Genomic DNA, 21781 nt, shown 5'->3' with positions numbered 1-21781 from the left:
TTTTCAGGGGTTGAGGGAAAGCCGTATTCAATTTCGTCAAAGGGTTTCCAGCACGCTGTACCGCGCTCCCAGCACCTCGGCCAGTTGCGCTGCGCGGCCCAGCCTGATGCGGCCCGTTTCAGTGTCCACCACCAGGGCGGAAACATTTTTGAGGGCCTGCGCAGCGTGCAGGGCGTCCGTCCAGGCATCGCTCCCCGCTGTGAGCGGCACGTTGGCCCGCCCATCGGTGAAGATCACCAGTTCGGCGCTGGATTCGGCGTTGACCAGCTCTGCGGCCAGTTCAAGGGCGTGGGCCAGCGGGGTGCGGCCCCCGGTGGGGACGGCGGCGATGACGGCCTCGGCCTCGGCGGCGTCCGTCGTCCAGGGCAGGGCCAGCGCCGCGCCTGTGCCCCGGAAGACGATTAAAGCCGCGCGGTCACGGCGGGCCTTGTCGTTCAGCACGCCCAGCAGCGTCCCCTTGAGCGCCCCCATGCGGCCCGCGACGCCCATGCTGCCGCTGGCGTCCACCACGAACAGCACCCGCCGCCCGCCCACGGGTTCGTGAATAGCACTTCTGAGATCGTCGGAGGTCAGTTTGAATTCGCCGCCGAGGTTGCGTCCCAGCGCAGCTTTCAGCGTATCGGGCAAGTGAAGAGGCGCGTTGGACTGCGGGGAGGTGGGAACGCTGCGAATCACACGTCCTGGCTGCTCGCCCAGGGATGAACCGCTGCTGGCCGCGCCCTTGCCCACCAGCACGGGCAGAGGAGCGGCGTTGCTGGTAGGTGCGAAGATTTCCTCCGCCTGCGGGTTGAAGTCGGGTGGCGGTGGGGGCTGACCCGCTTCCGGCTCTGGGTTGCCAGGGGGGTGTTGAGAAGTTGGGGACGGGAATGGTGGCGGCAGGCGTGGATCGCGGCGGTGCAGCAGCACCAGCGGGGCCACCCGCTCAATATCCGCCTTGCTGACCTCGCTCCGTCCCTCCAGTGCGGCAAATGCACGGGCGGCGCGGTGCATCACCAGATCGGCCCGCAAACTGCGTACCTGGGCGGCGGCGCTCAGGCCGGCAATCTGGCTCAGCAGGGCGTCTGGCAGATGGACTGAGGGAAAGAGCAGGCGGGCCGCCTGAAGGCGTTCACGTAGGCGCAACTCCTCAGCCTGCCACTGCTCCGTGAAACCTTGAGAATCAGTCTCAAAGCGCATCCGCCGCCGCACGATCTCGGCCCGCTGGCGGGGGTCGGTGGGGGCCTGCACGTCCACACACAGCCCGAAACGGTCCATAAACTGGGGGCGCAGACTGCCCTCTTCCGGGTTCATGCTGCCGATCAGGGCGAAATCAGCGCGGGCCGCCGCACTTAACCCGTCGCGCTCCACCCGCACCACGCCCAGCGCGGCGGCGTCCAGCAGCACGTCCACCAGATGATCGGGGAGCAGATTGACCTCATCTATATAGAGCAACCCGCCGTGCGCCTGCACCATCAGGCCGTGCTTGAGCCGGGCCTCGCCGCGCAGGGCCGCGTCCAGATCCAGCGTGCCCACCACGCGGTCCTCGGTTGCGCCCAGCGGCAGGTTGACGAATGGGGCGGAATGACCACCCTCCTGGGGCAAAAGGGCGGCCAGTCCCCGCGCCGCCGTACTCTTGGCCGCGCCCCGGTCTCCCCGGATCAGCAGCCCACCCACCGAGGGTGCCACCGCCAGCAGGGAGAGGGCCAATAGCAGTTCAGGTTGATGGGCGATGGCTGAAAGTGGATAGGTCGGGAGAGTGTCGGGGATCACGCGCTCCCCCGGCGAACGTGTAGCACATGCACGTCAAAGGTCCAGCGGTAGCGCCAGCCACCATCCTCCTGCGCCGTCAGGAAGGGGTGCAGGAACTCCAGGACCTCGGCCTCTGGCAACGGTAGCCGCGCCTGGGCCAGCAGCGCCGCCGTGTCGGGAAAGACCAGTTCGCGTGTTTCGGTGATCTGAAGGTGGGCGGGTGACTCGCCCAGCGCGTGCAGGGCGCGGCGCAGGCTGGTGGCCCGCTGCGGCCTCGGCTGCCCGGCCAGCGTGCGGCGCAGGGTGACGTGCGGGCTGCCCAGGCCGTCGTCCTCCAGCAGGAACAGATCGCGGCGGGCCAGGCGCAGCAGCCCCGTTAATGCGCCGCGCAGGTCGGGCAGATAGGCCAGCGACCACGCCGCCAGAACCGCGTCGTGGGGCGCGAGGCTGGAGTCGTGCAGAGCGTCGGCGAGTTCCTGACAGCGCACCTCCAGATGCGCGGGCGGCTGCTTGCTGATCAGCACCGCGAGCATGTCGGGCGAGTGGTCCAGCGCCGTGACCCTGGCTACCGCGCCCGCGAGCGGCAGGGTCAGGCGGCCCGTGCCCGCGCCCACGTCCAGCAGCGAGGCCGCGCCGCCCAGCCGTCCGCCCAATTGTCCGTGCAGCCACGCCACCGTGTTGGGCAGTTCCGGCTGGCCCGCGTCGTACTTCGCGGCCTGGGCATGCCAGTAGGCCCGGTCACGCTCCGGCTGCCAGCGCCCCGAGCGCACGGCGAGGACCTGTTCGCGCCACTCGCCGAAGACGTCGGTCTGGACAGTGGGGTTCGGAGCGGTCATCCCCTCACCCGCGCCTGCTCGCCCCGGTCTTCCAGCAGGCCCTCGCTCTCCATCAGCAGGCTTTGCAGGGCCACCAGCGTTTCTGGCAACGCCTCCCACAAGTCACGCTGCTCGGCTTCCAGCAAGCGGGTGGCAATGGCGTTCAAGGCCCACGGATTGCTGCGTTTCAGGAAGTCCTGATTGACCGGATCAAGCGCGTACGCCTGCGCCACACCCTCGTACATGAAGTCGTGGGCAATCTGCGCGGTGGCGTCAAAGCCGAACAGGTAATCCACCGTGGCCGTCTGTTCCAGGCCACCTTTGTAGCCGTGCTGGCGAATCCCATCCAGCCACTTGGGATTGACTACCCGTGAGCGGTACACGCGCAGGGCCTCCTCGCCCAGATCACGTACGCGGGCACGTTCGGGGTTGGCCGTATCACCGAAATAATGCCGGGGCTGAGCGCCGCTGAGGTGCCGCACGCTGGCGATCATGCCGCCGAAGAATTGCAGGTAATCGTCGCTGTCAAAGATGTCGTGTTCGCGATTGTCCTGGTTGTGCAGCACCAGTTGGGTCTGGCGCAGCCGCGCCCCGAAGTCCTCGCGGGCGTCCGCGCCCTGCTCGGCGGCGGTGTAGGCGTAGCCGCCCCAGTTGATGAAGGTCTGGGCGAAATCGGCGTCATTCGTCCAGTTGCCCTCGTTGATCAGGTCCAGAATGCCCGCGCCGTAGCTGCCGGGAGCGCTGCCGAACACGCGGTAGCCCGCCCGGCTCTCGGCTTCTTCCGGTGGCAATTCCGCCAGTCGGCCTGCCAGATCGGCCAGATAATGCTTACGGGGGTAATTCTGCTCGGGGTCTTCTTCGGCGTGCATGACCTGCTGAAAGGCGTCGTCCAGCAGGGTGATCAGGTGCGGGAAGGCGTCGCGGAAAAAGCCGCTGATGCGAACCGTCACGTCAATGCGCGGGCGGCCCAATTCCTCCAGGGGAATCAGGGTGACGCCTTCCAGCCGTCGGCTCTGCGGGTGCCAGACGGGTTTCGCGCCGATCAGGGCCAGAATCTGCGCCACGTCATCGCCCTGCGTCCGCATGTTGGAGGTTCCCCAGACGCTGATGGCGACGTGTTCGGGATAGCCCCCCGCCTCCTTGAGGTGACGCTCCAGCACCTCGTGGGCCAGGCTGCTGCCCACTGTCCAGGCCGCCTGGGACGGCAGGGCGCGGGGGTCAACGGCATAGAAATTGCGCCCGGTGGGCAGAATGTGCGCTTGACCACGCGACGGTGCGCCGCTTGGCCCCGCCGGAACATAGCGCCCGCTCAGGCCCGCCAGCAGGTTGGTGATCTCGGCGGTGGTGCCGTCCAGGTTGGGCTTGAGTTCGTGGCAGACGTAGGCCAGCGTCTGCGGCAGCGCGCCGTAATCGCCCTGAACGCCCATCGTCAGCGCCAGCACGTCGGGGATGGCGGCGGAGTCAAAGTCGCGGTCTGCCAGCGTCTGGTACAGGTGCAGGGCCAGCTCGTCCAGCAGTTCCAGCGCGTCGCCGCCCGTTTGAAGGGGACGCCCCGCCAGGTTGTTGAGCGCCACGTCTGCTTCACGTCTGGCTCCCAGGTTGTCCAGCAGATCGGTCAAATTCAGGTTCAGCACGTCGGCTAGCCCCGCCAGCAGGCCCGGCACCTCGGCGTTAGATAAGCGGGTCAGCGCCCGCAACATCTCGGCCAGCGGCTCCCCCCTTGGCACCTGGCCCAGGATATGCAGCCCGCCGCGAATCTGGGCCATGCCGAGTTCGCACAGGTAGCCGTCAATATCTTCCAGCAGGTGCGCCACATCCGAGCCGTTCATCTCGCTGATGGTGACCGGCACGCCTTCCTCAGTAAATTCATCGTCCCAGTCGTGGACGTGATCGCCGTGATCGCGCCCCAGCATCGTGCCCAGATCGGTGCCGAGATCGGCCTTCTGTACCAAGTCCCATATTTGCCCTTGCAGGAGCGGCAATTTGGAGGGGTCAAGCAGTTCTAGCTGGTAATACTCGTCCACGAGTGCGGCCAGTTCGGCCAGCGGCCCGTAGGTGTCGGCGCGGGTCAGCGGCGGCGGCAGGTGATCCACGATGGTGGCGTGGGCGCGGCGTTTGGCCTGCGTCCCCTCGCCGGGATCGTTGATGACAAACGGATAAAACAGCGGCAGGTCGCCCAGCAGCGAATCGGGGAAACAGTTCTGGCTCAGGCCCACGCCCTTGCCGGGCAGCCATTCCAGCGTGCCGTGCTTGCCGACGTGAACCATGGCGTCCGCGCCGTAACCGCCCAGGGCCACGGGTTCGCGCAGCCAGCGGTACAGCGCGTAATAGTGGTGCGTGGGCGGCAGATCGGGGGTGTGGTAGATGGCGTCCGGGTTCATGCCGTAGCCGCGCGGCGGTTGCAGGGCCACAAAAATCTTGCCGAAATACAGCCCGGCCAGCGCCAGGTGTCCGTCGTGGACATACGCCTCACCGGGCGCGGCCCCCCACTGCTCTTTCATCCGGCGCTGCTGGCTGCCCGGCAACTCGGCAAACCAGCGGACGTAGAGCTGCTCTGGCACACGCCCCGCCGCCTGCGCCAGTTGGGTAGGAGTGAGCAGGGTGGTGTCGTAGGTGGTGCGCTCCAGCAGGGCGTGCATCAGCGCGTCAGAAGTGGCAGGCAAGTCGCCCACGTCGTAGCTGTCAGCTTTCAGCGCGTGCAGCGCGTACAGTAGCGAGGCTGCCGAGTCCAGCCCCACCGCATTGCCTACCTGCGAGGCCTTGGCGGTGGAGTTGGTGAAGACGAAGGCCAGCCGTTTTTCAAAGTTGGGCAGGTGGCGCAGACGGGCCAGCCGCACCGCGATTCCGGCCAGGCGGGCGCTGCGCTCGGGATCGGCCACCAGACGGCGGGCCTGACCTTCCTGCTGCTCCTTGAAGGCAAACGGCACTCCGATGATGCGCCCGTCAAATTCCGGCAGGGCCACGTTCATGGCGGTGTCCAGCGGGTTCATGCCGCGCGAGCTGGTCTCCCAGGGGCCGCGTGCGCCGCCCAGGGTCAGGCCCTGAATAATCGGCACGCCCAGCCGTTCCAGGGCGCTGACATTCTCGCCCGCTGCGGTGATGCCGCCCGCCTTGACCTCCGCCATCGCAAAGCTGAGCGTGGAGATCACTGCGTCCACGTTGCCGTGTAAGAAAGCAAAGGCTTTGGGATCGCCATGCACGTCCACATCTTTCAAGCTGGTGGTAAAGATCGGTAGCGCGTCGGCCCCGGCCTCATCCAGTGCCGTGATCAGGGTATCCAGGAAGGCGGTGTTTCCGCTCAGTGCATGGGCGCGGTAAAATAGAATGCCCACCGCTGGGCGCGAGGATGTGCGGACGAGCTGCCAGTCGTCCAACGTGGCGTTTTCCGGCAAATCAGGTGCGTAGATGCCGTGTTCAGGCAGGGCCAGCGGCGGCAATGCTCCGTACCCCGTCAGGCGCAACGTATCGCTCAGGCTCAGCAGCAGTTCGCGTATGTTCTGCCAGCCGCTCGCCGCCAGATACGCCAGCGCGGTATCCAGCGTGCGGGCCGGCGCGAGGCTCAGGGCCGCCAGTTCGGCGTCGGGTTCCCCCGTGCCGCTCAGCAGCAGCAGGCGTTGCCCGGCCTTGCGGGCATGGTTCAGCAGCGCCTCGGCCCCTGGCACGGCGCTGAATTTGCCGTGGATGCGGACGATCAGCACCTCGGCCAGCCCGACTGCGCCCGCGAGCAGGGTCTGCATCTGCGCCTCGCTGCGAATGCCCGAGAGCATCACGCCCGTCACCAGTCCAAAGTCGCCGGGCAGACTTTCCTGCGCTGCCCGCAGGTTGAGCAGATCGGTGTCGGCGTGCGTCAACAGCGCGAAGCCAGAGAGTTGATCCGGGGTCTTCGCGTCTCCCGCTCCCACCTGAGCAGCGGGCGCGGTTCCGGCGGCGTCCCAGGCGTAGTAGTTAAAGCTGTACTCCACCAGTTCGGCGGGCAGCGGCAGATAGCCGCCGGCGTCCAGCATGGCGCTGATGTAGTCAAAAATCGCCCGCACCAGCCAGGCGTCGTTGACCGAGTGAAACCACACGTCGTGGCCGTCAAAGACCAAGTGCGCCACGTTCGCCAGCGCACAGGGTCCCAGACATCCAGCCTTGGTCAGGTGAATCTGATTGCGAATCTTGCGGCGCGTCCACTCTTCCCGGTACGCGTCCACCGGGGCGGCGGAAAAGCCCCGATCCGTGCGCCCACAACAGCAACCGTGAAAGCAATAGCTGAGATGTCCGCGCTTGCGAACCACGTTGATGGTGCGCCCGTCGGCCCTCTGGACGCGCTGGCGGGAGACGGTCACAGGGCTTCCTGCCTGCGGCGGCGAAACAGAAGTTGCGCCACCACGAACAACGCCAGTGTCAGTCCGGCCAGCCAGAACCCCAGCGGGGACACGTCCACGTTCTGCACGGCGGCCAGCTCACGTTCTGCTCCCGGAAAATGCTCCCCCGCCCACTGCGAGAGGGTCACGACACCGATGATCAGCGCGATGGCCCCCGAAAGGCCCGTGACCAGCACGTTGTAGGTGCGCTTGGCTTTGGGATTGTGCAGCGCCCAGCCATAGGCATGGGCCATCGCCACGCCGTCCAGGGTGTCCAGCAGCGTCATCCCGGCGGCGAACAGCAGCGGTAGCGATAAAATGGCGGCCCAGCCCAGACCTTGCTGCCCCGCGCTTCCAGCCAGCGCCAGCAGCGCCACTTCGGAGGCGGTATCGAAGCCCAGGCCCATCAGAAAGCCTAGCGGAATAACCTGCCACTGACGGTTGACCAGCGCAGTCAGCGGCGCGATCAGGCGGGCCAGGAAGCCGCCGTGATGGTGATTTCCGTCATGCCCGCTGCGGAGAATGCGCGACACCGAGTACAGATTGACGATGCCGACAGTGATCAGGTACGCCCCGGCCACAAATGGCCCCACCCAGCCGCCCACCGTGCCGATGCCGTCCTGATTGTCCAGCAGCGCCTTGCCGATGATCGCCGCCGCCGCCGCCATCAGAAAAACGACGGACGAGTGGCCGATGCTGAAGAACATCCCCACGCCATAAGCAGGCCGCTTGAGGTTCAGCAGTTTTCGCACAGTGTTGTCGATCACGGCGATGTGATCGGCGTCCCAGGCATGACGCAGACCGAACAGGTAAGCCGTGAGGCCCACCCCCCATAGAATCGGGGCATGGAGCGCGGCGGGAATCCACAGAGCAATCGCCAGGAGATGCAGGCCAAAGACGCTCAGAAAGTAGGGCAGGCCCTGTCGGACGCTCTCCTGAATGGTCAGTGGGTTGAGTTGTGGTCCGTCTGGCGTCATCTGCGCTGGCCTGGCTGAGCGGCCCTGAGCAGCGTGAACATGGTGGCGCTGGAAGGATAGAAGTGCTGAGGCATGAAAGCTCCGGCGTGCGGGGCGGGCCATCAGTTCGGAGCACGAAGAAACCCGGACTGGTGGGGGCCAGCGCGGGTGCTTTGGGTCATGCAGCAGACGCGGAACGCGGCCCTCTGACGGCGAGAGGTGCCTCACACAGTGGTGGAGGCGTCCCTGAGAGGCATTCGGGCTTCACCACAGCTTGTGGCATACCGTTGCGCGACAGCGCCGGATTCTCACCGGACTTCCCCTTCCTCAGGTGCGCGCAGGTTAGCAGAGCAGCGCGGTGGAAAAGCGGTGGCCTTCTGACAGAGGCAAGAAGGCAGAACTTCAGGGAACACGCAGCCCTGAGGATGACGCGGTTTTGTGCTGATGGAGATCAGCCTCGACAAGAGGATGCACCATCATGACCCACCACAGAATCGATTCCGCCGAGTTCAAGCGAGACACTGCTGGGCTCGCCCGAACGTGCGCAACCTCTCTCATACCGCGCGCGAGCTGGGCCTCCATGCCTCACTGCTCGGCATATGGCTGACGACCGAGCAGGAAGAGGGTGAGGCTGCTTTCTCTATCCAGGGAAAGCGAAATTTGACCTCATACGGACTCCGATTAGAGGGTGTTGAAAACACCCGTAATCCGAGCAGGGCGAGAAGGAAACAAGACGTGTCAGATCAGTCTATGACGGGTCTGCCAGACGACGCCTGACAACCCATAATGGCTACCCAATGCCCGGCCGCGAACAGGCAGCCTGCCGTGCAATGTTGAGAAACGGCTCAGTGGTGGAAAATCGACTTATGAGCACTCATGGGTACCCCCACTACAGTCAGGAACTCGTCTGTCAGAATGCGGACGCGCTCCCCTGAAACCTATGCCTCTAATATTCCCAGATTCTCTCGGCTGGGAGCGCTTTACCACCAGTGATGCAGGTGCAATTTTTGAGGATTACTCTACGGGCATGGCCGAGCCGCTCTTATCAGAATTCCGCGAAACGACGCTGCCCCTCGGTACCAGCCCCGCCGAGCGGTTAAAAACCTTTACCGACGCGGTAGTGGCGATTGCGCTCACGCTGCTGATCCTGCCGTTGCTGGAAACGGTGCCGGACACCATTCGGGCCAATGAAACTGCCGCCCAGTGGGTTCACGCGAGCAGCAATTATCTGCTTTCTTTTCTACTCAGTTTTGTGCTGATCACCGCGTTCTGGCACAACCATGAACGCATTTTCGAACATGTGCAGCGCCAGACCGCGCCGTTGCGTCTGGTGAACTCCTTTTGGATGCTGACCATCGTGTTCCTGCCGGTCCCTACCGCTCTGTTAGGGCTGCAGAAAACGGACGCCACGCAGTACGCGCTGTATCTGGGGACCATGCTGCTGAGCAGTCTGGCGATCAATGGGTTGGCGCTGCTGGTCGCACGCGATCCCCGCATCGTCGGGCGCAATCCACCCCTTCCAGCGAGAACGCTGGCGTCCACCTTCAGCGCCACCGTGCTGTACGCGCTGACCCTGATCCTGGCCCTGAATGGGGTGGGTTACAAGGCCGCATTCACCCTGATGCTGATTCCTGTGCTGACTCCTGCCATGCTGCGGGTGGTGCAGCGTCTCAAGCTGATCTCGTCGCCCTGAATTCTGTACCGCAGCAGGCCAAACTGGAATGAATCCCTCAGCGCGCGTTTATAAAGGGCCAGGCCCGATGGCAAGCTTGAGGTGTGAAATGCAGGCCGTACTCATCTGATACGGACTCCGATTAGAGGGTGTTGAAAACACCCGTAATCCGAGCGGAGCGAGAAGGAGAAAAACGGATGCCGGACGTGGAGTGTAGGAATCGGCGCTGTTCCGATTCCTACACGAAACAAACGGAATCCGTATGACCTGCCCCAGGCCCAGTTTAAGCGGCTCGAACCGCCGCCAGCCTGACGTGGGCAGCGCAGGTTCGCGGCATACCCGTGAGCCAGGGTGTGGCCAGCGCCATCAGGGCCAGGGCCTGCGCGCGGGGACTGTCCAACTGGTCGAGGCGTACCAGTAACGGCTGTGCAGATCACGCCGCATTGTTCATGTCCAGAACCTTGCGGTGACGAACCTCGTTGTGACAGTTGATGTCGCCGAGTTTCCCGAGCAGGTCATGGTGATCGTGATGGCGCTGAGCCATGACAGCTCCTGTTCGTAGAATTCACAGAGGCCACCCACCAGCCGGGGCTAGCCAATGCCCAGCCCGGCGACGGCCCGCGCGATCAAAAAGGCGGCCCCGGCTGCCAGGCCACCCACCAGCGTCGTCTGCAGGGCGCTGCCCACCACACTGACCCCCGTGAAGAGGGCTTTGACCGCGCCGAACACGGCCAGCGCCAGCAGGGTGACGATCACCGAGATCCGCAGCGCCTCCCCGATAGGCAGTCCAAAAGCATAAGGAACCAACGGAATCAATCCTCCCACCACATACGATCCGCCGATGGTCAGGGCACTTTTTGGGGCGCGTGAGGGCTGGGGTTCCTCAAGCCCCAGTTCGTTGCGCATCATGAACTGCACCCAGCTTTCCGCATTGGAGATGATGGCGTGCGTCGCCTGTTCCAGCGCCTCACCCTGGAGGCCGTAGCCAGAAAAGATCTCGCGCACCTCCTCGGTTTCGCGTTCGGGCAGTTCTCTGACCTCCTGTCTTTCCCGGGCCAATTCACTGCGGTAACTCTCAGCGTCGCTGCGGGCGGCCAGAAAGCCGCCGAGACCCATGGCGATGCTGCCCGCTGCCACCTCGGCCAGGCCGGCCACCAGCACCAGGCCGCTGGAGGCCACCGCGCCCGAGAGGCCAGCGGCCAGCGCGAACGGGACGGTCAGACCGTCGCTCATGCCGATAACCACGTCGCGGACAGTCTCTGAACCAGTAAAATGGCGCTCAATATGTGGGGTCTGGGGCATGATTGCTCCTTTTGGTCACAGCGTCTGGAGGAGCATGTCTGTCGAGGGACGTGACCTCACGGCGTTTTGATGGTTTGGACGATGCCTCTTCCGTTCAACCCAGGCAGGCCTGATCACTTGAATTCGGCGAACCCGTCATCCGTCATGACCATGCTGCCGTTGATGGCGTCAGCCTCGCTGCTCGCCAGGAAGGCCACGATCTCGGCGATGGCTTCCGGCGTCTGCAACTTGCCCCGCATCTGCTGCCTGGCCATCATTTCGCCCAGCCCAGCGTCTTTGTAGCCCTGGATGATCGGGGTGTCGACGCCGCCTGGGGCAATCGCCACCACCCGGATGCCGAGGGGTGCGAGTTCCAGGGCGGCCGCCTGCGTCATCATCTTCACCGCGCCCTTGGAGGCGTGATAGCCGATCACGCCCGGCGACGCGAGCAGGGCGAAGACCGAGGCGGTGTTGATGATCACGCCCCCGGTCTTCAGGTCACGCATTTTGCGCCCGGCAGCCAGGATCCCGTAGTACACGCCGTACTGATTGACCTTCACCACCCGGTCGAAGTCGGCGGGTTCGTGTTCGAGCAGCGGCTTATTGATCCCGATGCCCGCATTGTTGAACATGATGTCCAGCCGGCCATAATGGTCGGCGGCCAGGTCGACAGCGGCCTGCACGTCCTCGAAGACGGATACGTTCGTCTGAATGAACCGTGCGTCATGGCCTAGGCTCAGGAGTTCGTCCACGGTCTGTTTGCCCTGGTCCCCGTTGAGTTCTGCCACGACGACGCTGGCCCCCTCACGCGCAAAGATCAGGGCGGTGGCCCGGCCGATGCCACTGCCCCCACCCGTGATGACGGCCACCTTGTTTTTAAGTCTCATGGATGCTCCTGTTCAGTACCGGACAACTTGGGTTTAAGCTTCACTGGCACGCGAAAAAATCTTTGCTCGTCGCTTGGCTGACGTTTGAGAGAACGTTGTATCCATCGTGCTGCCTCCTGACAGAGCCGACAAGCGCTTGAGATCAGAAGCTGTTCTCAGCGCATTTCTTGTCCCAGACGGGATCGCTGCTCATATCAAGTTTTCTGCCGATCTGGACGACGAAAAAGTAAAGTTGTCCAGTACTGAAATGCTCCTGTTGACGAATGATAGGAGTAGCGTGAACCGTATCTGGAGGAAGCCGAACCAATGGATACGCCGCTTCAGTATCTGCCCGCCCAGTACGGAGCCAGACCGTAATACCCGTAATACGGGTCAAAGAATTCCCGGTCGTACTTCGTGGTCAGTTCAGGATCGAAAGGCGGCGCGGCGATCACATGATCACGGCTGTGGTTGATGTGGACCTCGGCGCGCGTCGTGCTGCTCACGTCTTCGATAGGGACAAGAAATTCCCTTTCACCCAGACCCAGGAAGCCTCCAGCACCCACCTGCAAGAAGCGCACCTTGCGGCCTTGCTTGTCGATGAACAGGGCGCTGACATGGCCGAGCATCTCACCGTGTGTGTCCACCACCTTGCGGCCACGGACGTCGTCGCTGGGGTCACTGAGCATCATGTTGCTGTCGCCAAGTTTTTCAAGCAGGTCCGGGCTGTTATCGTCATGCTGCGTCATAAAAACTCCTTGGATAAGGCTGTCAGCAGTCATTTGTCCGGACGCTGGCAGAAGAAGGCGGGTGGCGGCGGCGCGGGAAGGCGCTGCGCGGCGACCTACACGCCGATACGGATCTGGTTGTCGACGGCGGTGACGCCCGCAGCGTTCCACGCCGCCCGGCCTGCCGCGCCGATCTCTGTCCAGTCGGGCAGCTCGCCGCGTAACGTGACGCTGCCACCGGCGACCTCGACCTGCACGCGGCCCGCGTCCAGTTCGCTGCTGCGCTTGAACGCCTCCTCAATCTTGTTGTGGATGTCCGTGGAGGTAACCTGAGGCTTGAGGGTGAGCAGGTTTTCGACGCCCCCCACCCCCAGCAGGTTCGCCACGAGATCATGGGCCTGCTGGCGCTGAATCTGCCACTCGACCATGCCTTCCAGGGTGACCCAGCCGCGCTCCACCCGGAGCTGGATGTCCTGGTCCGCGAGGGCCGCGCTCCATTCCAGGGCCCGGCGGGCCGCCCCGGCGATGTCCGCGTCACTGTGCAGGCTGCCGTTCCTGAAGTCGACGGTCAATTCCTCGGCCACCCCCTGCACGCCCCGCACCCGCTTGACGGCAGTCTCAGCCGCCCATTTCTCCGGATAATTTGCCACGCTTCCCGCCAGGGTCACGACGCCGCCCTTCACGCTCACCGCGATCTGCCCCGCGTCGAGGCTCGGCTCGAACAGCAGTTCGTCCAGCACGCTCTGGTGCAGTTGTTGATCACCAATCGTGTTCATAGTCCAGCTCCTTGCGGCGGTGAAGAGTGAGATCACAGGGTGGACCATGCCGGCACGGTCACTTTGATGTGGTTGTTGACCTCAGTCACGCCCATAGCGCTCCAGGCCGCGTGGGCCGCGTGTTCCCGCTGCGCCCAGGAAGAGGTCTGGCCGCTCAGGGTCACCTGACCGCCGGAGACCGCCACCATGACCTGCCGGGCGTCCTGCTCGCTGCGGCGGATGAATGCGTTTTTGAGACTTGATTCCACCTGGTCCGGTGTGGTCGCTGGCGTGACCGTGATCCGGTTGGTCACGCCCCGAACCCCGATCAGGCAGGCCACGGCGTCGTGTGCCGCCCGCCGCTGGTAGTCCCAGGTCAGGTCACCGTCCAGGGTCATCCAGCCCTGCTCCACCTTGACCGTGACCGTTTTCAGCGCTTTGATCCAGCTCCAGATCAGGCGGTCGAGCGCGGCCTGCGTGATCTCGGCGTCGGTTCGCTGATGCAGCGCCACAGGACGCACGTAGAGTCTGTTGACGACGCCGCCCACACCATCAACGCGCTGGGTAGCCTCGAGCGCTTCCAGTTTCTGCGCGAAGGTGTTCACCGTCCCCGTCAACGTGACCACGTCGCTGGTGGCCGTGACGCCAATCTGCGCGAGGTTCAGGTCCGGTGTGAATCCGAGTTCAGCCATCACAAGTTCTTGAAGCTGTTGGTCACGCGTCATATGACACTCCTTGATTCCAGGCATGCTCGAATGCGCCGCAATTGACGCGGGAGAACCGTTGACCAGAAGATGGGTCAAGGGGACTGAGAAGCCCCCGCAGCGGGCCTGGCTTCTCAGTACGGTAAACCTGAAAAACTCCAGCGCGCTCGTCGTCAACGCCAGGGTTGGTGTCAACCGCTCCGGCGATCCCGGCTTCCCAGCCCCGTCATGTCTGCCCACAGGGAGGGATGAACACAACATCATGTTGCGCTCCACACATCAGGCCGCGCTGCCAGGAGAGGGCCGGACGGGGCCGGGCGGGGCGGCGTCCACCGTGAAGACCGACCACGTTCGCCAACCGCAACGTTGTCGAGCGGCGGCGGTCAACGCGGCACACGTCCAGCAAAGGACGCGCGCCGCTCAGTCCAGGAACTCAGGATCGGTGTCGGACTTCTCCTGCGGCGCAGGCACGGCGTCCCAGTTCTCGCGCAGGTGTTCTGCCAGTGCTATGGCCTGACGTTTCTCGATAGGCGACAGTACCCGTTCCAGGGCCACGGCCACCCGCGTGTGTGTCTCCAGGTGCGTGCGGATCTGCTGGGTGATCGCCGGGTCTAAATTGTTGGTGCTGAGCAGCGATTCGCACAGGATCGAGATGGCCCAACTGCCCACCCGCCGCACACTCAGGTCACGGATATAATTGTGGTCCGTCAGCGCCAGCAGGTGTTCGCGGCTGGAAAAGGATCTGATCACCTGGAGGTCGCCGCGCCCCTGCATCACGGCGCTGACCTTGGATACGGCCACCTTGCTGACCCCCAGGGCGCTGGCCGCTTCACCCAGCGACAGCGGCTCGGCGCGCAGCAGCAGCAGCGCGATCAATCTTCCCTCCAGTGACGGAAAACCCAACTGCTCGTGCAATTCACCCATCAGCGTCAGGAAGCGCTCCGGCGTCACCGGCCCGCCGCCATGCAGCAGGACGGCTTCTTGGGCGCGTTGCAGATCAGTATCCAGATGCTCCTGCGCGGTTCCCTCACGCTGCGCTGTGACGTCTTCCAGCGTCATCACGGCGGCGGCGGCCTGACCGAGCTGATCTGCAACTGGCGCGGCGTTCACGCGCAGCAGCAGGCGGCTGCCATCTGGCCGCTGCACGTCCAGTTCCTCTGTGCCCACCGCTGAGCCGTCCAGTGCGCGCTCCAGAGGCAGGCGGTCTGCGCTGAGTGCCGCGCCGCTGCGGCTGAAGCGGAGTGCCGCCAGACGCTCAAGGGTCATGCCCGGGGCCAGCCGCACGCCCAGAAGACGCTGCGCCTGCGGATTGACCAGCCGGACGCGGCGGGTCTGCGCGTCCACGATCAGCACGCCCAGCGGCAGGTGGGTCAGCACGTCGCCCAGCCAGTTGACCTCCAGGGCCAGATGCTCAAGTGTTTGCTCCTGACTGGCAGCTTCAGGCTGGATTGGGAGAGCGGGCGCGCCCGTCACGGTGGGCACGCCAGTGCAGAGCCAGCCCGTCACCGTGCCCTGCACCGAGCCGCCCTCACGCAGGGGTGCGTGACGCCACTGCACCGCCACACGTCCCGGCACGGCCTGCATGGTGTAAGTCGCTTCAAACGGCTGACCGTCCTGCTGTGCCTGCGCCCAAACCTGCGCCGCCGCAGTGGAGTTTTCCGGGGCCTGAACGTCCAGCCAGTTGCGCCCAATCGACGCAGCGCGGCTCAGCCCAGTCAGGGTCAGCCAGCGTTCGTTGACCTGTCGGACGCTGCCCCGTCCGTCCGTCACGACTGCTGCAGAAGGAAGCGCCTCGATCAGCGCCAGGATCGACATCCCGGCAGTTTCGGCACTCTGGCTGTTCTGGTGATCGGTCATGTCCTCCCCCTTACTGACTTTTGCGGCTGAACTCTGTAGCTGAACTATCTGGCATCTCCATGAGCGGTGTGACTTCGCCAACCCCCCGGTTGGTGAGACTGAGTGTCCTTTACGAATATCCGGTCCAGGCGCTCTGGATAACGGGCAGTGCATAGAGGCTTACGGCCTTGCCAGCCGCGCAGCGCCCAGTTTCAGACATGGACGGCAGCAGACAAGAGTCCCGTCAACGTCAGGGTTGGACATCATGGCCCCCGTGTAGATGTAGCTTACCGTACAGACGTGGCGGTGCTGCCCGACCGTTTCAGTCGACCATCGGCCACGCGACTCTTTGTGGATCGGCTAAACGAGCGTGATGCGCTCTGGCGGTTCCCTCGCGCTGGTACACGGTACGGCAGAACGGGCGAACACAGCCCAGCAGGTACTTGAAGAATCTGGCGCGCACGACACCGAACTACGGGTGTCGGCAGCTATCGACTGCTCCGGTTCACCTGCACCCGGCACAGTGCCAATCGTTCCTCCAGCCAGTGGGCTGGAAAGGTGGTGTGCATGAAACGCTTCATTCTCAGAAGCCTCGCCCTGGTGCTCACGCTGAGCGTCCCGGTGTTCGCTGTTCCAGGCGCGCCGGGTGGCCCGGTCATCTACAGGGCCAACTGCGCCTCGTGTCACGGCGCGGCGGGCAAGGGCGGCATTGGCCCGGCACTCAGTGACTCGGCGACATGGTCATACGCCGTCTTCAGCCGCGCACTGCTCAAGGGGCTAGACGACCACGGCAACGCGTTCAAATCGCCCATGCCGACTTTCGGCAAGACAGGCTTTGCTGGCGCACCCCACACCGCGCCCACCCCCGCGCAAATGAAGGCCCTGCAAGCCTACCTGAAGACCCTCAAGTGAACGGCACTCGCAGCAGTGGAGGTCAGCCATGACAAAGAAAGACCACATCAAAAACGGCATGCTCGTACAGGCTGGAGACGGTCAGGAGACCGTGTACCTGGGACGGGTCGCGGGGCTGAAAAAGCGCTTCGTCAAGTTACGCCGCCGCGACGCCCCGGACGGTGAACGCCGCTACTTCCCCAGAAGCTGGGTGGACGGCGTCGTGGGCCGCCAGGTGCATCTGTCCAGAGCGCCGTCCACCGCCCGAACAGGCTGGCTGACCAAAGCAGAGTTGAGAGTCTGGCGGGAGGGCGGATGAACACGCCCATCAATACGGCCATAACCGGTTACGGAACGCTCACTGCCGGGTTCAACCGGGATGGCTGGCGTCAGCCGCTGACACCAGTCACGGTGGTCATCCCGCCCTGGGCCATCGCCCTGGAGCGCTGGGTGGACGAGGGCGGTTTCGGAAATGACCCGGACGACACCGCGCGCCCCAACCAGACGCGCATTCCGCCGCCCCGGAAGGATCAATGACGCCGCTGCCAGACGGTCTGCTGTGGCTCCTGGGAACGGCAACGATCTTGCTGGCCCTATTGCGGGAACGCCGCCCAACTCAGACCAAACCCTCTCTTCAACACGGCTTCACTCCACGGGCCATAGCGCCCGGAAGGACCGATCATGACCCTGACCCACACCACGAACGCGGCCCCCGCGTGGATCAATGACCTCAACCCGGCGCAACTGGCACTGGCCCGCGTCATCCAGCAAAACGGTCTGGAAGCCCGGCGCGTGGATCTCACTGGTTTTGCCTGGTACAGGGGCGGTGACCTGCTCGTGACCACCACCCAGCAGGTCAGCCTCAGTGCGGCTTTTGACCTGGCGGCCTCGCAACTGCCCTGCGCGTACACCCAGCCCGCAGACGGAACGGCCACGCACCATCAGGACGCGCCGTGACCAACCCGGCGCAGGGGACAGAGGAACCATCCGCACACGTGCGCTCCCTGTCGACAGACCGCCCCCCGAAGGTTCCCCTCTCCACTCCCACAATCGTTGACCTCACGCCGGAAGGCATAAACCAGCTCTGGAGGATTCCCATGTCACTGACCACCGCTCCCCTGACCGTCCCGCGTCCCCTCGCCACGCCCAGCGATCTGACCGCAGAAGGCGTTGCCCAGATCACGGCGGCGCTCAACGCACTGGCTGCCGACGCCGTGGGGCTGTACCTCAAGACCAAGAATTACCACTGGCACCTGTCGGGGCCACACTTCCGCGATTATCACCTGATGTTCGACGGGCAGGCCGGGCAACTCCTTGCCAGCGTGGACGTGCTGGCCGAGCGGGTGCGCCGTCTGGGCGGCACCACCCTGCGCTCGACGGGTCATGTCCTGCGCTTGCAGCGGGTGACGGACGACGACGAGGACTTCGTGACCGCGCCCGACATGCTGGTGCGGCTGCTGGCCGAGAACGGGGCGATGGCCGCCCGGCAGCGTGACGCCCATGAAATCTGTGACCAGCAGCGGGATTACGCCAGCGCCAGTTTGCTGGAGGTCTTCATCGACGAAACCGAGCGGCGCTCCTGGTTCCTGTTCGAGGCCATGCAGGGCGATGCTGGCCGGTGAACGCGCCTGCCCTGCTGACCTGCTGTTCTGGGAGAACAGAACGCCACCGCGACAGGGACGCACCGTGACGCGATCCAGGCACCGCCCCACCACTGTCGTTCCAGGAGAGGAACTTCGTATCCCCTGAACGTGCGGGGTCTGCACCGTCTCGCCTGACATCCACAGTCCAACGGAGACCTCATGCCCACAGCGCCCAACACCCACCATTCCCACCTGGACAACACCACCCTGGCGCTCCTGGAGCCTGCCCTGCCAGGACAGAATGTTCTGTCTATCGTGCTGGACGTCAATCCGGGCAGCGCCCCCAACCAGGGCGGCAGCCTGCACCTGCGCGCCCATCAACTCCTGGACGCTGTCGGCGCTCCTACCGCGCTCGCCACTGCCGTGATGGACGACCTCGACGATGCCCAGCGCCAGACCCGCACCCGCCTGTCGTTCCTGTGGGACGATCACGGCCACGTCCAGCGGCAGACGGTGGACACCCAGTTGGAACTGGGCGAAACCAGCCGGTACGGCGCACCAGACCTGGAACCGCTGCATTTCGCTCTCGAATCCAGTGCCCGCGTCCTGCTGGCCGTGATCGACGACGAGTGGGGCCGACTGCTCAGCATTCATCTGGGCGAGATCACCGAACTCTACCGACTGGAGAACGTCCTGGAGACTGCCAACACTTTCCACGTTCACGTCCTGCCGACTCCGGACGCCCAGTCGCTCCAGTCCGCTGCCGAGGAAGCGCCAAGGAACGCTCCAGTCCAGCACCAGGGCGCGCAGCAGGATGGACGCTTTCACCACACCCTGATGACCCAGGTGCAGCGCTTGCATGACGTGGGCGTCTTCGAGCAGTTGCTGATCGCCGGTTCCGTCCGTGGCCGGGCCGCCCTGCGCGCGTTGCTCGGCCCGAACCTTCAGGGCACTTTTTCCGGGGAGTTCGCCGCTCCCGGCGACGCCACCGCCGCCGCCCTGCTCACCGCAGCTCAGCCGTCCCTGCTCAGCCTGGAGGAGCAGCGGGAAACGGCCGTTCTGGACGAGGCCCTGGAGCGCGGTATGTACGGCGCTGGCCCCACGCTGGACGCGGCGCAAGAGGGCCGGATGGCGCAACTGCTGGTGTCCGGGAACGGCGCGGCCCAGCGGGTGTGGCAGGACTCGTCCGGGCAGGTGTTCCCTGAACCTCCGGCCCTGGGCGTCTCCCCGCTGACCGGCGGCGCAGTGACCGAATGCACCCTGCGCGACGTGCTGCCACTGCTGCGCGAACGCTACGGCCTGCACGTCCGTTTCCTGACCGGCTCCCGCGCCGAGCGACTGGACGCCCATCTGGGCGGACTGGCTGGCGTGGCGCGGTATTGAGCCGCCTGACCATGCCTGGTCTCACGATCCGCACCCTGGGCCAGGCCACTGTGCTGCTAGGCGGCCTGGAACCCGACTGGCACGCGGACTCGGCCCGGACCCTGCTCTTTTACCTGCTGGGTCACCCGGACGGCCAGCCGCACGGGACCATCGTGCAGGCCCTGTGGAACCCGGAACCGGGCGGCGCGTCCGTCGCCTGCCTGCGCGTGGCGGTGTGCCGACTGCGCGCGGCCCTGGGAGATCCCGGCAGTGTGGTCACGGACCGGCAGCGCTACCGGCTGGCGCTGCCCGTACTGGAACGCGCCGATACCTTCCAGTTCACCAGGGACCTGCACCTGGCCCGGCGCGGTCCTCCCCACCAGCGGATCGTGGCCTACGGGCGGGCGCTCGCGCACTACGGCGGAGACCACCTGCCGCTGGAGCAGGCCGAGTGGGCGCAGCCACTCAGAGCGCGGCTGTGCGGGGACGCCGCCCAGGCGGGCGTGGAACTGTCCATCCTGCTGGGCGAGGACGGGCAGCCGGGAGCCGCCCTGGACGCCCTGGCGACGGCGCTGCACAGAGACCCGCTGATCAGCGAACGCTGGCACCAGGACCTGATGATCGGCCTGGCCGCCCAGGACCGCTACGCCGCCGTCGAACATTACCGCCGGTACGTGCGGTACCTGCGTGCGGAGGTGGGCGACACGCCCATGCGGGAAACCACGGCGCTCGCCCAGCGCATCAAAGACGGTCTGCCGCTGGATGCCGTTGGAGCGCTATGGGACGGATCAGGTCTCACGTCAGCCAGGAGCTCAACAGGAAATCCAGTGCCAGAACGCTGGGGCCGGGCCTGACCGGGGATGCCGATTCTGTTCGTGCACGGCGTGGCGATCCGTGCGCCGGGGACTCCCCAGTGGGCGGCGCTGCATCACCTGACCCACGGCGTTGACTGTCCGCAGATTGAGGCGCAACTTCGAACCCACGTTGCGCCGCTTCTGAATCCCGTCCGGCCTGGCGCGGTGGAGATCAGCCTGCTGTACTGGGGCGATCTGGGAGCGCGGTATACCCCCAGCGAAACCGGCCCCCCGCCTGAGAAAAGGCCGCGCCCCCGGACGCCCCGGCTCAGCCGGCTGTCCACTGCTGACCTGGGCCACTGGGCAGAGCAGCGGCTGTATGCTCAGGCCCCGCTGGCCGCCTGGCCTGAGCTGGTCACCGCTGTCTGGGCGACGGTGCGCGACAGCGGTGTGCGCGCCGTCCTTGCGCTCACAGCCCTGTCCGGCCAGTGGGCGGTGCTGCAAGCCGCCGTGCTGACCCGCCTGCAACCGGACGCGGGGCCAGAACCGTTCTGGCCGCACCTGGCCGGTGGAGTGGAACTCCAGCAACGCCGCAACGTGAGGCGGGCGGTGGGCCAGCTGCGCCGTCCCCTGGAGGCCGTCATGCCTGTCTTCATGGGGGACGTCCTGTGTGACCTGGGGGGGCGCGGCACCCCGGCCCATCCCGGCCCCATCGCCCGGCGGATCATGGACGGCCTCCAGACGGCGCATGTGTCACGCCAGGGCAGCGCAGAGCCCCTGGTGGTGCTGTCCCACAGCATGGGGGGCCAACTGGTGTACGACGCCCTCACCGCCTTCCTGCCCGCCGCGCCCGCCCTGAGCGGCGTGAGGGTGGACTTCTGGGCCTCGGTGGGCAGCCAGACCGGGCTGTTCAAGGCACTCGGCCTGTTCCTGAATGACCGCCAGACCCCGGCGCTGTCTCTATCTGGCCTGTCTCTGGCCCGCTCACCGCACCTGGGCTACGCCTGGAACGTCTGGAGCGCCAGCGACCTGCTCAGCTTTCCCGCCGAGGGCCACATCGACGGCGTTCACGACACGGCCTTCCCCCTGTCCGGGGCCATCCAGCATGACCACACCGCGTACCTGCACCATCCGGATTTCTACCCCCTGCTGGCGGCCAAGGTGCGGAGCCAGGTTCGCCTGCCCGGATGACACTTCGGCCCAGGCGTCCAACCACTGGCCCCCATGCACGCCGCAGAACAGGCTCCTCAGGGGTGCGGGCGAGCCGGGCCATGTCCAAGCCTGCGGTTGGTGACCGCGCACAGCCTTCATGGTCACGGCATCGCCGGACACCTCAGGCCCAGCCCATGCCGTGGGCGGCTGGAGTCGCCACCACCGCGCCTCCCGGAGTCCCGGCCCGTCACCGTCGCCTGGTCCGGCGCGGCGTGAACGCCCGACAACGCTGCGGTTGACGATGACCGCCCC

Annotated in this window: 20 protein-coding genes; 10 read left to right on the top strand and 10 right to left on the bottom strand. The window is 65.4% G+C overall.

What is annotated here, in order from left to right:
* Positions 1 to 36 precede the first annotated feature (36 nt).
* The 4 genes from BOO71_RS06180 to BOO71_RS06165 are packed head-to-tail and all read right to left on the bottom strand — an operon-like array spanning position 37 to position 7866.
* The gene (locus tag BOO71_RS06180; protein ID WP_254843050.1) at positions 37 to 1749 is read right to left on the bottom strand and encodes a VWA domain-containing protein; all 1713 of its coding nucleotides are present in this window, start codon (positions 1747 to 1749) and stop codon (positions 37 to 39) included.
* Positions 1746 to 2564 carry a class I SAM-dependent methyltransferase gene (locus tag BOO71_RS06175; protein WP_075831089.1) on the bottom strand — a complete coding sequence of 273 codons (819 nt, stop codon included), beginning with the start codon at positions 2562 to 2564 and terminating at the stop codon, positions 1746 to 1748. Before BOO71_RS06175 ends, BOO71_RS06180 begins: the two co-directional genes overlap by 4 nt.
* Entirely contained in the window at positions 2561 to 6871 is a 4311-nt protein-coding gene (locus tag BOO71_RS06170; RefSeq protein ID WP_075831088.1) for a cobaltochelatase subunit CobN, read from the bottom strand. The genes BOO71_RS06175 and BOO71_RS06170 overlap by 4 nt, the downstream gene beginning before the upstream one ends.
* Complete coding sequence (locus BOO71_RS06165) at positions 6868 to 7866, bottom strand: HoxN/HupN/NixA family nickel/cobalt transporter (RefSeq protein ID WP_075831087.1); 999 nt, start codon at positions 7864 to 7866, stop codon at positions 6868 to 6870. Before BOO71_RS06165 ends, BOO71_RS06170 begins: the two co-directional genes overlap by 4 nt.
* A gap of 1006 nt (positions 7867 to 8872) precedes the next feature.
* On the opposite strand from BOO71_RS06165, the gene BOO71_RS06160 reads away from it, so the two are divergent.
* Both BOO71_RS06160 and BOO71_RS27665 read left to right on the top strand, forming a co-directional pair.
* Positions 8873 to 9538 (top strand): TMEM175 family protein, encoded by a 666-nt coding sequence (locus BOO71_RS06160; RefSeq protein WP_075831086.1) that lies wholly within the window; start codon positions 8873 to 8875, stop codon positions 9536 to 9538.
* 241 nt (positions 9539 to 9779) lie between these two features.
* Positions 9780 to 9938 carry a hypothetical protein gene (locus BOO71_RS27665; protein WP_175607379.1) on the top strand — a complete coding sequence of 53 codons (159 nt, stop codon included), beginning with the start codon at positions 9780 to 9782 and terminating at the stop codon, positions 9936 to 9938.
* Positions 9939 to 10108: 170 nt separating this feature from the next.
* Here BOO71_RS27665 and BOO71_RS06155 read toward each other — a convergent pair whose 3' ends face one another.
* The 6 genes from BOO71_RS06155 to BOO71_RS06130 all read right to left on the bottom strand — a co-directional run bounded on the left by BOO71_RS06155 (position 10109) and on the right by BOO71_RS06130 (position 15708).
* On the bottom strand, positions 10109 to 10819 hold the full coding sequence (locus tag BOO71_RS06155) for a VIT1/CCC1 transporter family protein (protein WP_075831085.1): 711 nt from the start codon (positions 10817 to 10819) through the stop codon (positions 10109 to 10111).
* Positions 10820 to 10932: 113 nt separating this feature from the next.
* Complete coding sequence (locus tag BOO71_RS06150; protein ID WP_075831084.1) at positions 10933 to 11685, bottom strand: SDR family NAD(P)-dependent oxidoreductase; 753 nt, start codon at positions 11683 to 11685, stop codon at positions 10933 to 10935.
* A gap of 320 nt (positions 11686 to 12005) precedes the next feature.
* Positions 12006 to 12413 (bottom strand): PRC-barrel domain-containing protein, encoded by a 408-nt coding sequence (locus BOO71_RS06145; protein ID WP_075831083.1) that lies wholly within the window; start codon positions 12411 to 12413, stop codon positions 12006 to 12008.
* 95 nt (positions 12414 to 12508) lie between these two features.
* A complete protein-coding gene (locus BOO71_RS06140) occupies positions 12509 to 13168 on the bottom strand; it encodes a BON domain-containing protein (RefSeq protein ID WP_075831082.1) in 660 nt (219 codons plus the stop codon).
* A gap of 32 nt (positions 13169 to 13200) precedes the next feature.
* Positions 13201 to 13872 (bottom strand): BON domain-containing protein, encoded by a 672-nt coding sequence (locus BOO71_RS06135; RefSeq protein WP_075831081.1) that lies wholly within the window; start codon positions 13870 to 13872, stop codon positions 13201 to 13203.
* 399 nt (positions 13873 to 14271) lie between these two features.
* Positions 14272 to 15708, bottom strand: a complete 1437-nt coding sequence (locus tag BOO71_RS06130) for a PAS domain-containing protein (RefSeq protein ID WP_075831080.1) — start codon at positions 15706 to 15708, stop codon at positions 14272 to 14274.
* A 546-nt stretch (positions 15709 to 16254) separates the two neighbouring features.
* Here BOO71_RS06130 and BOO71_RS06125 point away from each other — a divergent pair.
* The 8 genes from BOO71_RS06125 (at position 16255) to BOO71_RS27655 (ending at position 21508) form a co-directional block, all read left to right on the top strand.
* The gene (locus BOO71_RS06125; protein WP_075831079.1) at positions 16255 to 16599 is read left to right on the top strand and encodes a c-type cytochrome; all 345 of its coding nucleotides are present in this window, start codon (positions 16255 to 16257) and stop codon (positions 16597 to 16599) included.
* A 28-nt stretch (positions 16600 to 16627) separates the two neighbouring features.
* Positions 16628 to 16897: a DUF2171 domain-containing protein gene (locus BOO71_RS06120; RefSeq protein ID WP_075831078.1), complete on the top strand. Its 270-nt coding sequence runs from the start codon at positions 16628 to 16630 to the stop codon at positions 16895 to 16897.
* Entirely contained in the window at positions 16894 to 17115 is a 222-nt protein-coding gene (locus tag BOO71_RS06115; protein WP_075831077.1) for a hypothetical protein, read from the top strand. The genes BOO71_RS06120 and BOO71_RS06115 overlap by 4 nt, the downstream gene beginning before the upstream one ends.
* A 144-nt stretch (positions 17116 to 17259) precedes the next feature.
* Positions 17260 to 17535 carry a hypothetical protein gene (locus tag BOO71_RS06110; RefSeq protein WP_075831076.1) on the top strand — a complete coding sequence of 92 codons (276 nt, stop codon included), beginning with the start codon at positions 17260 to 17262 and terminating at the stop codon, positions 17533 to 17535.
* Between the two features lie 140 nt (positions 17536 to 17675).
* Positions 17676 to 18200, top strand: coding sequence for a Dps family protein (locus BOO71_RS06105; protein WP_075831075.1), 525 nt, complete (start codon positions 17676 to 17678; stop codon positions 18198 to 18200).
* 180 nt (positions 18201 to 18380) lie between these two features.
* The gene (locus tag BOO71_RS27660; protein ID WP_075831074.1) at positions 18381 to 19544 is read left to right on the top strand and encodes a baeRF10 domain-containing protein; all 1164 of its coding nucleotides are present in this window, start codon (positions 18381 to 18383) and stop codon (positions 19542 to 19544) included.
* Positions 19545 to 19555: 11 nt separating this feature from the next.
* A complete protein-coding gene (locus tag BOO71_RS06095) occupies positions 19556 to 20377 on the top strand; it encodes an AfsR/SARP family transcriptional regulator (protein WP_175607378.1) in 822 nt (273 codons plus the stop codon).
* A 6-nt stretch (positions 20378 to 20383) separates the two neighbouring features.
* Positions 20384 to 21508: a hypothetical protein gene (locus BOO71_RS27655; RefSeq protein WP_075831072.1), complete on the top strand. Its 1125-nt coding sequence runs from the start codon at positions 20384 to 20386 to the stop codon at positions 21506 to 21508.
* Positions 21509 to 21781: the final 273 nt, after the last annotated feature.

The sequence above is a fragment of the Deinococcus marmoris genome, from assembly GCF_001949125.1.
Lineage (GTDB): Bacteria > Deinococcota > Deinococci > Deinococcales > Deinococcaceae > Deinococcus > Deinococcus marmoris_A.
The sequence above is the reverse complement of the archived record's forward strand: the minus strand, read 5'-3'. Positions and strand labels throughout refer to the sequence as shown.

Bases quoted from the DNA above. Each gene is read 5' to 3' on its own strand.
- BOO71_RS27660 (WP_075831074.1), top strand. From the start codon at position 18,381: ATGCCCACAGCGCCCAACACCCACCATTCCCACCTGGACAACACCACC.
- BOO71_RS06165 (WP_075831087.1), bottom strand. From the start codon at position 7,866: ATGACGCCAGACGGACCACAACTCAACCCACTGACCATTCAGGAGAGC.
- BOO71_RS06145 (WP_075831083.1), bottom strand. From the start codon at position 12,413: ATGACGCAGCATGACGATAACAGCCCGGACCTGCTTGAAAAACTTGGC.
- BOO71_RS06175 (WP_075831089.1), bottom strand. From the start codon at position 2,564: ATGACCGCTCCGAACCCCACTGTCCAGACCGACGTCTTCGGCGAGTGG.
- BOO71_RS06105 (WP_075831075.1), top strand. From the start codon at position 17,676: ATGTCACTGACCACCGCTCCCCTGACCGTCCCGCGTCCCCTCGCCACG.
- BOO71_RS06115 (WP_075831077.1), top strand. From the start codon at position 16,894: ATGAACACGCCCATCAATACGGCCATAACCGGTTACGGAACGCTCACT.
- BOO71_RS06130 (WP_075831080.1), bottom strand. From the start codon at position 15,708: ATGACCGATCACCAGAACAGCCAGAGTGCCGAAACTGCCGGGATGTCG.
- BOO71_RS06150 (WP_075831084.1), bottom strand. From the start codon at position 11,685: ATGAGACTTAAAAACAAGGTGGCCGTCATCACGGGTGGGGGCAGTGGC.
- BOO71_RS06095 (WP_175607378.1), top strand. From the start codon at position 19,556: ATGCCTGGTCTCACGATCCGCACCCTGGGCCAGGCCACTGTGCTGCTA.
- BOO71_RS06160 (WP_075831086.1), top strand. From the start codon at position 8,873: ATGGCCGAGCCGCTCTTATCAGAATTCCGCGAAACGACGCTGCCCCTC.
- BOO71_RS06155 (WP_075831085.1), bottom strand. From the start codon at position 10,819: ATGCCCCAGACCCCACATATTGAGCGCCATTTTACTGGTTCAGAGACT.
- BOO71_RS06125 (WP_075831079.1), top strand. From the start codon at position 16,255: ATGAAACGCTTCATTCTCAGAAGCCTCGCCCTGGTGCTCACGCTGAGC.
- BOO71_RS06140 (WP_075831082.1), bottom strand. From the start codon at position 13,168: ATGAACACGATTGGTGATCAACAACTGCACCAGAGCGTGCTGGACGAA.
- BOO71_RS06110 (WP_075831076.1), top strand. From the start codon at position 17,260: ATGACCCTGACCCACACCACGAACGCGGCCCCCGCGTGGATCAATGAC.
- BOO71_RS06135 (WP_075831081.1), bottom strand. From the start codon at position 13,872: ATGACGCGTGACCAACAGCTTCAAGAACTTGTGATGGCTGAACTCGGA.
- BOO71_RS27655 (WP_075831072.1), top strand. From the start codon at position 20,384: ATGCCGATTCTGTTCGTGCACGGCGTGGCGATCCGTGCGCCGGGGACT.
- BOO71_RS27665 (WP_175607379.1), top strand. From the start codon at position 9,780: ATGACCTGCCCCAGGCCCAGTTTAAGCGGCTCGAACCGCCGCCAGCCT.
- BOO71_RS06120 (WP_075831078.1), top strand. From the start codon at position 16,628: ATGACAAAGAAAGACCACATCAAAAACGGCATGCTCGTACAGGCTGGA.